Source organism: Methylobacterium persicinum (assembly GCF_022179525.1).
Lineage (GTDB): Bacteria > Pseudomonadota > Alphaproteobacteria > Rhizobiales > Beijerinckiaceae > Methylobacterium > Methylobacterium persicinum.
Genome location: NZ_BPQX01000056.1, coordinates 29,003 through 40,940 on the forward strand (window position 1 = coordinate 29,003; position 11,938 = coordinate 40,940).

Annotated in this window: 11 protein-coding genes and 1 tRNA gene; 3 read left to right on the forward strand and 9 right to left on the reverse strand. The window is 66.8% G+C overall.

Annotated elements, in window-relative coordinates; genetic code table 11:
- Positions 1–133: 133 nt before the first annotated feature.
- The 3 genes from MFF22_RS21415 to MFF22_RS21425 form a co-directional block, all read right to left on the reverse strand.
- A complete protein-coding gene (locus MFF22_RS21415) occupies positions 134–601 on the reverse strand; it encodes a YaiI/YqxD family protein (RefSeq protein ID WP_238252589.1) in 468 nt (155 codons plus the stop codon).
- 302 nt (positions 602–903) lie between these two features.
- Positions 904–1,983 carry a matrixin family metalloprotease gene (locus MFF22_RS21420; protein WP_238252591.1) on the reverse strand — a complete coding sequence of 360 codons (1,080 nt, stop codon included), beginning with the start codon at positions 1,981–1,983 and terminating at the stop codon, positions 904–906.
- A gap of 334 nt (positions 1,984–2,317) precedes the next feature.
- Positions 2,318–2,393, reverse strand: a tRNA-Phe gene (locus tag MFF22_RS21425).
- A gap of 204 nt (positions 2,394–2,597) precedes the next feature.
- On the opposite strand from MFF22_RS21425, the gene MFF22_RS21430 reads away from it, so the two are divergent.
- Genes MFF22_RS21430 through MFF22_RS21440 form a run of 3 tightly spaced genes read left to right on the forward strand, consistent with a single transcriptional unit; the run spans position 2,598 to position 6,004 of the window.
- Entirely contained in the window at positions 2,598–3,938 is a 1,341-nt protein-coding gene (locus MFF22_RS21430) for an MFS transporter (RefSeq protein WP_238252592.1), read from the forward strand.
- A 42-nt stretch (positions 3,939–3,980) separates the two neighbouring features.
- Positions 3,981–4,946 carry a DUF6925 family protein gene (locus tag MFF22_RS21435; protein WP_238252594.1) on the forward strand — a complete coding sequence of 322 codons (966 nt, stop codon included), beginning with the start codon at positions 3,981–3,983 and terminating at the stop codon, positions 4,944–4,946.
- 11 nt (positions 4,947–4,957) lie between these two features.
- Positions 4,958–6,004: a HoxN/HupN/NixA family nickel/cobalt transporter gene (locus MFF22_RS21440; protein WP_238252596.1), complete on the forward strand. Its 1,047-nt coding sequence runs from the start codon at positions 4,958–4,960 to the stop codon at positions 6,002–6,004.
- Positions 6,005–6,008: 4 nt separating this feature from the next.
- Here the strand turns inward: MFF22_RS21440 and MFF22_RS21445 are convergent, their stop codons facing one another.
- The 6 genes from MFF22_RS21445 to MFF22_RS21470 form a co-directional block, all read right to left on the reverse strand.
- Positions 6,009–6,788, reverse strand: a complete 780-nt coding sequence (locus MFF22_RS21445; protein WP_238252604.1) for a hypothetical protein — start codon at positions 6,786–6,788, stop codon at positions 6,009–6,011.
- Between the two features lie 227 nt (positions 6,789–7,015).
- Positions 7,016–7,522, reverse strand: coding sequence for a copper chaperone PCu(A)C (locus MFF22_RS21450; protein WP_238252605.1), 507 nt, complete (start codon positions 7,520–7,522; stop codon positions 7,016–7,018).
- 94 nt (positions 7,523–7,616) lie between these two features.
- Positions 7,617–9,428, reverse strand: coding sequence for a tetratricopeptide repeat protein (locus tag MFF22_RS21455; RefSeq protein WP_238252606.1), 1,812 nt, complete (start codon positions 9,426–9,428; stop codon positions 7,617–7,619).
- Between the two features lie 3 nt (positions 9,429–9,431).
- Positions 9,432–10,073 (reverse strand): DUF3540 domain-containing protein, encoded by a 642-nt coding sequence (locus MFF22_RS21460; RefSeq protein ID WP_238252607.1) that lies wholly within the window; start codon positions 10,071–10,073, stop codon positions 9,432–9,434.
- Between the two features lie 2 nt (positions 10,074–10,075).
- Positions 10,076–11,458, reverse strand: a complete 1,383-nt coding sequence (locus MFF22_RS21465) for a hypothetical protein (protein ID WP_238252608.1) — start codon at positions 11,456–11,458, stop codon at positions 10,076–10,078.
- 96 nt (positions 11,459–11,554) lie between these two features.
- Positions 11,555–11,926 (reverse strand): DUF4150 domain-containing protein, encoded by a 372-nt coding sequence (locus MFF22_RS21470; RefSeq protein WP_238252609.1) that lies wholly within the window; start codon positions 11,924–11,926, stop codon positions 11,555–11,557.
- Positions 11,927–11,938 lie beyond the last annotated feature (12 nt).

Genomic DNA, 11,938 nt, shown 5'->3' on the forward strand with positions numbered 1-11,938 from the left:
ACGCCTCGCTCCGCGCGAAAATCCGGAAGCCATGCTTCCGAGCGCCGTAAGTTTTGAGGGGAGCACCGGGTTCCGTGCCGCAGCGGCGCATAGGGCCGCATGTCCGGGGCAGCGGATGGGGCGGCAGGGGGCTTCAGGCGGGCGTCGCGCGCCGCAGCCGCACCACCGCCCGGTCGAGGGCTCCGAGGAAGGCGGAGCGGTCCTTCGCGGAGAAGGGCGGCGGGCCACCGGTCACCGTGCCGGCCTCGCGCAGTTCCTGCATCAGGTTGCGGGTGGCCAGCGCCATCCCGACTGACGCGTTCGTGAACGCCTTGCCGGTGGGCGAGAGCACGCTCGCCCCCGCTTTCACGCAGCGGCTCGCGAGGGGGACGTCGGCGGTGATGACGATGGAGCCCGGCCCGACCCGCTCGGCAATCCAGTCGTCGGCGGCATCGAAACTGTCCGAGACGATCACCCGCTCGATCCAGGGCTCCCGGGGGACGGGAATGAGGCTGTTGGCCACCACGACCACGGGGAGGCCGTAGCGTTCGGCGACACGGTAGGTCTCGTTCTTCACGGGACAGGCGTCGGCGTCGATGTAGATCGTGATCGGCTGCGGCACGAACGGGTTCCTCGGCTGACGGTTCTCGGTCGGAGGGCCCTTCAGCGCCGGATCAGTGCGCTGCTACGACCGGCACACCCATGCCGCCGACGGTCGGACGTCGCCCTTCGAGCAGTTGCGCCTCTAGGCCGGCGCGATGATTCGATCCGGACGACCAGGATGCCGCAAAGGCTAGCATGTAGTGGCTTTTGCCCGCATGAGGACGACGCAATCAAGTACCGACAAACATCCGTTTCGAAGGCCAGGGAACCACCGGGCGAGGACTTTCCGACAATCCTATCATCGGTAAGGAGACGCGGACATCATGCAAACAGCATGGTGTCCGTGGCGAGATGGACGGTGAAGCCAGGGCCTTCGTCGACCCAGCCCGGGCCGGCAGCGCCGTGGTTGATGCCGGAGGCCTCCGCGGCGCTGCCCGCGAAATGATGTTGACCGGTCTGGGTGTTATAGAAGCGCTCCAGGGTCAGGGCTCCAGGTGCGCTGGCGTCGGCATAGGCTTCGAAGGCGACGCCCTCATACTTGAAGCTCGGCGCGGTCTTCATGATCTGGTCGCGCTCGGACACGCTCGTCGTGAAAAAGTGGGCGTTCGAACTCGTATCGAAGAAGCGGAACACGTCGGTGGTGTCGGCGCCTTTGGTAGGCGTCGCCCATGGAGTGCCCTCATAGGTGAACCACGGGAGCGTCTGCTGGATCTGCGCCTTCTCGGCGGAACTCGTCGTATAGAAATGGTCGCCCGTCTGGGTGTCGTAGAAGCGGTAGACCGCGGTGACGTCGCTTGCGGCAGGGGTCGCGCTAGCGACGTTGGTCGCGGGGGTCGCGGGGGTCGCGGGGGTCGCGGCTGCGACGGTGCTGACGGTGGCGGGAGTGGGTGTGACTGCGGGGCCGTAGAGAGCTTGGATCCCCGCGATGTCGCCGGCAGCGAGGGTCGTCACGGAGGGGTCGAGGAAGGCATTCATCACTTCGGGCTTGGCGTTGTAGTGGTCGAGCCCAAGGCTATGTCCGATCTCGTGCAGTGCCACCACCGCGAGGTCGACGTTCTGGTTGCTGACAACGTGTACGCCGTTGGTGTGCCAACCTTCGCCGCTGTCGAAGGTCACCGTGGCCGATTGCATATGCTGACCGCTATAAGAATAATTCGTGTAGCCAAGGGTGTTCCCGAGGCCATCAATGCTTCCTACGTTGAAGTCGATTTGTGCTGTCGCGGTGGACGCGACCTTCTGGAAGGCAATATTGGCGTAGGACGCCCAGGTTGCGAAGGCGCTCTGCAGCACACTGACGAATGAGGCTGGAACCGTTGGGTCGACTGCCCAAGTGACGGTTCCGCCACTCGATCCGAGGGCGCCATTGCCCCAACGCGGGCCCTCCAGAACGTAGTCGACCATCGCCCGCTCCCCTGTCGCGCGGGAGAAAGTCGCCTGGAAGTATTTATATTTTCCTAGTTGCAACCTTACGTTTTGTCGGCGCTGCAGATCCGTGGCGAACTCACGAATGGCTTTGCTGATGTGATCAATCGAAGATATCGGCGAACCCGCAGGCGATGGCGAGCGGGCGCTGGTCGACCGGAACCCGCGAGGCGAACCATCGGCGAGATTGTTCGACCCACTGCGGGATTCAGGCGTATTAGCGCGCCTGCGACAAGCCACTCAGAAATGGCCGCGACAGCAATAAAGGCGGGTGCGATTTAGCTCACTGAGGCGAAGGCGCTTCTCAGAAAGATGGTGCCCAGGGGCGGAATCGAACCACCGACACTGCGATTTTCAGTCGCATGCTCTACCAACTGAGCTACCTGGGCGTCGTCGCGGGCCGATCTCGGCTGCGGACGGCGGGGGTATAGTGAGTGCCGGGGCTCCTGTCCAGCCTCCCGTTGGCTTCTTGTGAGCCGGGTCGAAAACGCCCTCCCCTTCCGGCGAGGAAAGCCCTAGGTCAGGCCCACTCGTCTGCGGGAACGGCGCCTTCGCGCCGGGTCCGCCCCAGCAAGGGCCGGAGCGTCATCGGAATGGAATCAGCCAGACCTGCCGCCCCCTCTCACCCCACCCTCGACCGGAAGTCGGTCGGCGCGGTCGTCTTGGGCAACGCCCTCGAATTCTACGATTTTACCGTCTACGCCTTCTTCGCCAAGCCCATCGGCGCGGCGTTCTTTCCCTCCGCCGATGCGAGCCACAGCCTGCTCGCCTCCCTTGCCCTGTTCGGGGTCGGCTACGTTATGCGGCCGATCGGCGGCGCGGTGATCGGTGCCCTCGCCGACCGGACGGGGCGCAAGCCCGCCATGCTCATCACCATCGCCCTGATGGCGCTGGGTATGCTCATCCTTGCTGCCTGCCCCAGCTATGCGCAGATCGGCGGTTGGGCGCAGGTGATCGTCATCGCCGGGCGGCTGATCCAGGGCCTCGCCCTGGGCGGCGAGGTCGGTCCCTCGACCGCCTACCTGCTGGAGGCGGCGCCCCCCGGCCACCGGGGCTTCGTGGCCAGCTGGCAGATTGCCAGCCAGGGGTGCGCCGCTCTCTTCGCCGGCCTCGTCTCGACGGTCCTGGCGCTCACCATCGGCGACGCCGCCATGGCGGAATGGGGCTGGCGGGTGATGTTCCTCCTGGGCCTCACTGTGGTGCCAGTCGGCCTCGTCATCCGCAGCCATCTGCCGGAGACTGCCGGTGAGGGCGAGGATCCGCAGGCCGCAGGCTCCGCGCGGGAAGTCGTCGGCCGGCTCCTGCGCGACCACGGGCGCCTCCTGGCGCTGACCTTCCTGGTCATCGCCGCCTCCACGGTCTCGAACGCCGTGGGCACCAACATGCCCGTCTATGCCGGGGCGACGCTCGGCCTCAGCGAGACCGCGGCGACGGCCGTGCCCATCGCCCTGGGGCTCGCCTCCGTGGGCTTTCCCCTCCTCGGCGGCTGGCTCGCCGACCGGATCGGACGGCGCCCGGTGATGATCTGGCCGCGGGCGGCGATCCTGATCCTGGCGGTCCCAGCCTTCGTGTGGCTGCTGCAGGCGCCGGGGCCGGCGGCCGTCTACGCGGTCACCTTCCTGCTCTCCGCCCTGTCGTCGATCAACGCCGCCGCGATCATCGTCGGCATCCCGGAGGCGCTGCCGCGCTCCGTGCGCAGCACCGGGCTCGCCCTGGTCTACGCCCTCTCCGTCTCGATCTTCGGCGGCAGCACGAACTTCATGATCAACTGGCTCGTGACCGCGACGGGCGACCGCTTGGCTCCGGCCTATTACCTCGCCGCCTTCAGCCTCGTCGGCACCATCGCGGCGCTGATGCTTCCCGAAACCCGGGACCGCGACCTCGACGCCGAGACCGGCGGGGCCGCCGCCCCGGTCCGGCGGGCGGCGGAGTAATCCGTCTGTCTGTACGGTGCCGGACACGGCGCGGGAGGAGTGATGGACGGGCAGGCGTTCCGGGGCTGTGACGGCGCGGTCGCGGACCTCCTTCGGCAGGCCCTGAACGATCCCGGGACGAGCTGGAGCCTCGGCAGCTTCGGCGCCCTCGCCACGTTCCGGCGGGACGGGGACGAACTGGCCGTCCCCCCGGCCGACGGTCGTTGGGGGTGGGTCACGGAGCGCGGGGCCATCGCCCTGAGGCCGGACGGTGCGCTGCGCCCCGTCGCCTACGAGACGGCCTTCTCCGGGGGCTGGAACCATGCCGTCGCCCTCTGCCTGCCGGAAGGGGCCTGCGCCATGGCGGGGCGGGGTGTCGTCACGGAACTCAGCCCGGATGCGCAGGCCGCCCGGACCGGGGACCGGGCCGCCATCCTCTTCGACCTCGGGCTCGGCCTGCGGGCCGTCGATGTCTGCGTCCGCTCGGCGGATCCGGACCTCCTGGCGATCCTGCGCGCCGCGTGCGGCCAAACGCCCTTCGCCGCCGGCCCCAGCCTCCTGACCCGCATCGCCGCCGCGAGCCCGCACCGGGTCTTCGTCACGCGCATCGGCCGGATCGAGGTGTTCGCGCCGATCCCGGGGCCGGGAGAGAGCACGCCCGCCGGACCGCGCACGCATCTTCTGCCGGAGATCCTCCGGGCGGGGCGTACGCACGCCGCCACGGCGCCGATCCCTCCGGGCCTCGTGCCCTGCGGTGCCCTGCACCCGCCCCATCCGTGCAAGGATGCCCTCGGCCGGGCCATGCCCTTCAGCCGGGAGCGGCACGAGGCCTTCCAGCGCCTCCTCGACGCCTGGGGCGACCCGGCGCTCGTGGCAGCCAAGCGCGCCGCAGAGGCGGGAGATGAACCTCCCCCTGGACCCGGCCCCCGGGGCCGCTACCTTCGGGCAGCGCGGCGGGCCGCCGAGGTCCAGGCGCCCCACCTGCGCGGCGACGGTTCCGGCGCCGCCTCCCTCAGCCGCGACGCGTGACCTTGACCCCTGTGCCTCACGAACCATTCCGCTCCGTCAAGCGGAGGATCGGTCTCCTCGCCGTGCTGCTGGTGGCCGGCAATGCCGGGGCGTGGCTCTGGGCATGGAGCGCCTTCGCCGGTCGCCCCACCCTGCTGTCGACGGCGCTCCTGGCCTACGTCTTCGGGCTGCGCCACGCCGTCGATCCCGACCACATCGCCGCCATCGACAACGTCACCCGCAAGCTGATCCATGCGGGCCAGCGTCCGGTCTCCGTCGGCTTCTGGTTCGCGCTCGGCCATTCCACCGTCGTGGTGGCCGCCGCCACGGCCGTCGCCCTAGCGACCACGAGCCTGCTCAGCGCCTCGGACGGGTTCCGGCAGATCGGCAACCTGATCGGCACCGGCGTCTCGGCCGGATTCCTCATCGCCATCGGGCTAGCGAATCTCGTGGTGCTGGCCGGGCTCGGGCGCAGCTTCCGGCAGGTGCGCCGCTCCGGCCGCTACGAGGAGGCCGATCTCGACGGGTTGCTCGCCGGCCAGGGCTTCCTCGCCCGCCTCCTGCGCCCGCTGTTCCACCTCGTCACTCGCTCCTGGCACATGTACCCGCTGGGCTTCCTCTTCGCCCTGGGCTTCGACACCGCCACGGAGGTGAGCCTGTTCGGCCTGTCGGCGGCCGAGGCGAGCCGGGGCGCCGACCCGTGGGCGGTCCTGGTCTTCCCCGCCCTGTTCACCGCCGGCATGGCCCTCATCGACACCGCCGACGGCGTGTTGATGCTCGGCGCCTACAGCTGGGCCACCGTGCGGCCGATGCGCCGGCTCCTCTACAACCTGACCGTCACGTCGATCTCGGTGGTGGTCGCCCTGCTGATCGGCACGCTGGAGGCGCTGAACCTGATCGCCGACAAGCTCGGCCTTCAGGGGAGCTTCTGGAGCTGGGTCGGCTCCGTGAACGACCATTTCGGCATGGTCGGCTTCGGCATCGTCGGCTTCTTCGCGGCGGCGTGGCTCTTGTCCAGCCTCGTCTACCGCTTCGGCGGGGCCGACAGGATCGCCGTCCCGCCCCCCGGGCCCCGATGAGGCGTCACGCGCCCTTCAGGAGGCGGGGCAGATCGCCTTGGAAATAGTACGGCCCGACATGCACGGAGCGGACCCAGGGGGCGGCGTAGACCGCGCCGCCGATGTCCCGCCACCGCTTGCAGAAGGTGATGTCTTCCGAGAGCAGCCGCCCGTCGGGCTCCCGGTCGAAGGCGAAATATTCGACCAAAGTCTCGACGCCGGGCACGAGGTGCCGGTACGAATCGGGGAACCGGCTTCGCGCCTTGGGATAGGAGCGGTCGAGTTCGGCCAGGGCCGTCCGGGCGAGGAGCATCAGACCCGCGCCGCCCGCGTGGATCGGGTTCAGCTGGTCGGGCTCGAAGGCGGTCTGGTCCTCCAGCCCGTAGAAGTTCGTCGTATAGTCCGCCGCGCGCAGGGCGACTTCCGCCGGGGGAAGGTCCGGCCGGTTCCGGGCCGTTTCGACCACCGCTTTCCAGTTGATGTGCTTGGCCGGATAGGGGCCGAGGACGACATCCTTCTGCTCATGGAACATCCGCAGGATGTCCTCACCCTCGAAGCCGAGATCGGCATCGACGAAGAGCAGATGCGACAGGTCGCTGTGGTTCATGAAGGCAGACGCCGCGACGTTGCGATGCTCGTGCAACAGGGCGGTTCCGCTCACGTAGAAGTATTCGAACCCGATCCCGGCCTCAAGGCAGGCCCGCTGCAGCGACAGCAGACCCGTGACGTAGGGCATGAAGCAGGCGGCCCCGTAGACCGGCGAGGCGACGTAGATGCCGGGGCGGACGGAAGCCGGTGCGACCATGGTTGCAGATGCTCCGTGGATCGTGGCGGCGGGCGACCTTCGAGGGGTGATCCGCAGTCCAGCGAGGTATCACGGTCGCTCTAGCGCGGGACACGAGCGAAGCCAACACACTATTGGCCTCGGTTCGGCCCAAAAACAAAGTAATTAGATTGTATTAATGAGATAGCTCATACTGGAGGTTGAAATGTCGGCGCGCCCGGTTCCGCGGGCCGGGCGCGCCCAGGGGTTCAGTGCTGGTGTGACGCGCCGTGCTCCATCTCCATGCCCCCTTGCCCCGGAGCCTTGGCGGCGAGGCTCTCGACGGTGAAGGTCACCGGCACCGAGCCGGCTTTGGCGAAGGTCAGGGTACCCTTCACGGTCTGGCCCTTCTTCAGGGGATCCTTCAGGCCGAGGAACATGAGGTGGAGGCCGCCGGGCTTGAGGGTCACCGTCTCGCCCGGTTTGACCACGAGCCCGTTCTCCACGGGGGCCATCTTCATCACGCCGCCCTCCATGGACATGGAATGGATCTCGACGCTGCCGGCCTCGTCGAAGGTGCCGCCGGTCAGGGTGTCCGGCTCCGCGCCGGTATTCGTGACGCTGAGATAGCCCCCCGCCACCTTCGCCCCGTTGGGGGTCGCCCGGGACCAGGGCTGGCCGATCTTCAGCGCGCCGGCGGTGACGTCCCCCGCGATGGCCGCTCCGGCGAGGAGGGACGAGAGGCAGGTGAGCAGAACGAGGGTCGGGATGCGCATCGGGCGTCGCTCCGTGACGGGATGAAGGCGGAAACCGGCGGTCCACGCCGCCCGTCGCCCGCGGGGCGGATCTAAGGCCGCGCTCCCGACCCGGTCAACGCGGGGCGTCGGCATCGCCGGGTGCGGGTGCCGGACCTTCCGCGGTGAGGCGGACGACCTCCGCCCGGAGGGCCTCCACCACCGCGTCCCAGGCGCCGGGCTGGCTCTGGGTGGCGACGCGCAGGGTCGGATACCAGAGGGAGTGGCCCTCCCGGTTCGCCCAGGCCCAGGGCCGGTGGCACCCGGCCGCCGCCACGCCCGGCCGGCCGAGAGCGCCGGCGATGTGGAGCATCGCCACATCCGGGCCGATAACGGCATCGAGGTTGGCGATCAGGGCGATCATCTGCGCGAAATCGGCCAAATGGCGGCCAGCATCGATGGCCTCGGGCCAGTCCTTGAGCTCATGGCGGCCCTCATCGACCATCAGGCTGACCGCGCTCCCGTCGGGGGGCAGCGCCGCGCGGATCTGCGCCATTGGCAGCCCCCCTGCCCCGCGGTTCCAGGCGACGCCGATCCACGGCCGGGGATGCTCCTCCAGGGACCGGCGCCAGCGGTCCCTAAGGGCGGGGTCCGGGCTGAGATAGGGCTTCGACTCCCAAAGCCGGTCCGGCGACAGGGTAAAGCCCCGCAGCAGGCCCACGAAGGGGAATGTCGGCTCCCCGGGAGCGGACCGGGCGACGTCGAGGCTCACGGGGAGATGGGCGGCCAGGGTTGCGAAGGCCTCCGGCGCGCTCAGCTTCACCGTTCCCGCCGCATCCGCCAGGGCCGGCAGGAAGCGGGCGAGGAGGACGAATTCCCCCGCCGGCAGGTCCCGGGGGACGACGAGGCGGGACCCCGGGGGCACCTCCGCCTCCGCCTTTTCCGGGAAGCGGCCTTCGGCCAGGGCGATCTCGTCCCGGAGGGCCCGTGCCGTCGCGTGGTCGGGTTCGAGGGCCAGCGCGTGGTCGAGGAGCGGGGTCGCCGTGCCGGGGCGGCCCGCCTGCCGCGCCGCGATTGCCAGGGCGACCATCGCTTCGGCCGAGCGGGGGTTGGCCCGGGCGAACTGGGTGAGTTCGGCGAGGCCGGCTTCGGCCCGGCCGTCGGCGAGGTGGATCCGGGCGAGCAGCCCGCGCAGGCCGATATGGTTCGGCGCGAAGGCGAGGACGGTCCGGCAGGTCGCCTCCGCCTCGCCCATGCGCCCGGCCTCGGCTTGGCAGAGGGCGAGGTGTTCGGTGGTCTCTACGTCGAGGGGGGCGGCGAGGTGCGCCCGCTCGGCCAGGGCCAGGGCTTCCGCCGCATCGCCCTCCTGCAGGCAGCAGGCCGAGAGGTTCCGCAGGATCGCCGGATCTTCCGGTTGGCGGGCAAGGGCCTGCCGGAAGGCGGCGATCGCCGAAGGCCGGTCGTCCCGTGCCAGTGCGACGAGCCCGAGCAGCCCGAAGCCTCCCGCCGAATCGGGATGGCGGTTGAGGAGGCGGGACGCCACCTCCTCCGCACCATCGCTGTCGCCGGCCATCAGCCGGGTCAGGGCCAGGGCGTGCAGGGGGGCCTCCCGGTCCGGCGCAAGGGCGGCGGCGCGGAGGAAACAGGCCTGCGCCTCAACGAGGCGGCCCTCCATCTGATGGAGCGTCCCCAAATTAGTGACGAGGCCAGAATGGTGTGGGTAGGCCGTCGTTGCCGGGCGGAGGATGGCGCCTGCCCGGGGCAAGTCTCCCGCGGCCAGGGCCAGGGCGGCCAGGGCGTTCAGGACGTCGGGATCGTACGGGCGGAGCTTCAGCACCCCGTCGAGGAGAAATCCGGCCTCATCCAGGCGACCGGCGGCCATGAAGCGCTCGGCCGCCTTGATCTTGTCGCGGATCGTCGTGTCGAGGGGCCGCAGGGCGTCGGTCACCGGTCATCCCATCGTGATGCGCTGGCCGTCGAGGCGCAGGTCGTCGGCCACGGCGACGACCTTGCTGGCCGCCGATTCCGCCGCCATGCCCCCGACCTTCACCAAGCGGGTCTCGGCCCGGAGGGTGTCGGTTTCCTCGACCACGGCCGTGCGGGTGACGGCCTTCTCGACCATCGTTCTCGCGTTGGTCTCGTGGGTCTGTGCCGAGAGCTGGAAGCGCTCGACCACGCCGGTGATGCGCTTACCCAGCCATGTGGTGGCCTCGGCGACGAGGGCGAGGCTGCGCCCCCGCAGGTCGAGCCGATCCCCCTCAAGCGACAGGCGCCGCCGGGCGGTGAGGGACAGGGACTCCCCGGCGATGGCCAGGGGCCCTCCCCCCGGCACGGACACGGTGGCCGGGCCGCCGCCGGGCCGCCGGAGCACCTGGACGACGAACAGCCCGTCCTCCCCCCCGAAGGTCAGCACGGTATCCCCCGGCCGGGGCCGGACGAGGCACCCCGTCGCCACCGCCGCGTCGAGGCGTTGCCCGTCGCGTTCGATAACGGCCCACTCGCCGGAATCGGACAGGGCGACGAGCGTCGCTGCGGTAAGGGGAGATTCATGGACGGTGTTGACAACGAGGGTTTCGAGGGCGTGATGGGACATATTCAGTTCATTATGTTGACTTCTGCAAATGAATATTTGCCGATGGACTTTTCGGTTTTGAATTTATTGATTTTTTCTTCATATTCCGCTCTCCTTTTCGCTATAAAATCAGAGCTAAAGCCAAAATTTGTTTCTTTTTGCTCGTAGATTACATTAGAATAGCTTGTCAGAGCCTTTTTGGCATCGAGTGTTCCAACGGTCTTAACATCGCTAAATGCTACTTGTTTGAAGTCGTTGAGGGTAACAAATTTACTATCGCTCCCCACAACACTTTTCGCCGACAAACCCATTATGGTTTTAACTTCACGACCTAATATAAAATCAGATTTTGAGCCGAAGAAAGAGTTAAAAACCCCGGAAAGACAAATGTTAATTTCACCCGACCCTGTAAGTGAAAATTTGGTGGCTATTTTGAGGTTGGTTTCATGCCCCAACACCAGCGAGGTCACCGCTGCCATCTTCATGCTGGTATCAGCACCGTGAATGCGTGAGGTTTTCTTGCCTATCAACAGTTCGGAGGTGTCTCCGTGCACGACCTTCGAACTGTCTCCATAGGTCCTGTCATCGAGATTTCCGAATGCGGTTTGCTTGATGTATCCAGATGCAGTAATTTCGACGTTGGCTGGATCGTTCGCGACTTGTTCACCGACCTCGCCGGTCATGCCGGCAGAGATAAAGATCCCGTTCGCGGCCGACAGGGCGTATTTTCCGTCCTGAACATGATACGACGAATCATAATCCGTGACTTCGACAGAGTGACCTCTGCCGTACTTCATCAAAGCCGAACCTATGATATTCTCTTGGAGATCATGATTGGTATATATAAGAATTCCATTATTTTTAGAATTGAGATGGGCAAATGTGCTGACATGGATCTTCTCGGTTGCTTGTGTCGTGGTCACATAATTCTTGGCGGGATCGTGGCACGTATTCGCTTTCGCGGCTTCCGAGTTTGCCTCTGCCCCAACATGCTCGTCTGTCACACGGCTGAGACTTGTGGCCAAGTTCGTGACCAGAGACGCCTCTGTATGGATATCATCGACATTCAGGTAGCTTCCCAACCGAATGTATGACGTCTGCTCGATGTAGGAATTTGGCGTATCGGCTTGAACGAACCGAAATTGCGGCCCGTTTACCAAGGCCGCTTCGGCTGTAAGGTAATCCTCTAGATCCTTGCTTTTTTTAAGATTCGGGTCATCGTTGGCCGTTGTGTCTGGAGAATTGCTTTGATTTACCGGGCTTTCGACCTTTTTATGCTTGAGATTGTTCGAATTTTCATTCGGCTCGTGGAAGATGTGCGGATCCTTGGACGTAGTTCCCTGCGAAGCCTTTGGTGGCTCTGTCGTCGCTTTGGGGGTCGTTTGATCTGTCTGAGTGTTGGCCATCGAAGCCTCCTGATGCGTTTTAGGATTCGCCGATGAGTGCGCGGCGGGGCCGGGACGAAGCGAGCCACCTCCCCGTCATTCGAACCGGTAGCCCGGTCACCGCATGCTCATGACCTTGGTCTGCGATGGGGCGATCGTCATGCCGACTGCATTAGGCACGGTGCCGTTCTGCTTCGTCGGCATCCCGAACTTCGCCACCGGTGCGCCGCAGAGGATGACGTTGCTCGATCCCATCGCCCCACAGGCCGGTCCCATCCCCGTGTGAGACACGACACCGCCCATCGTCCCCGCCTCGTCGCCCTGGGACAAAGCCGTCTTCGTCATGAGGTTGTGGCTGGGCATGCCCATCAGCATCACCTTCTGCTGGTTCGGCATCGCCATTGGCGTCTGGGCGATGTTGGGGAAGGGCATGGGGATCGGCCCGAAAGGGCCCGGCACCAAGCACACGTCCGGGAAGGCGAAATGCATCCCCGCCATCGG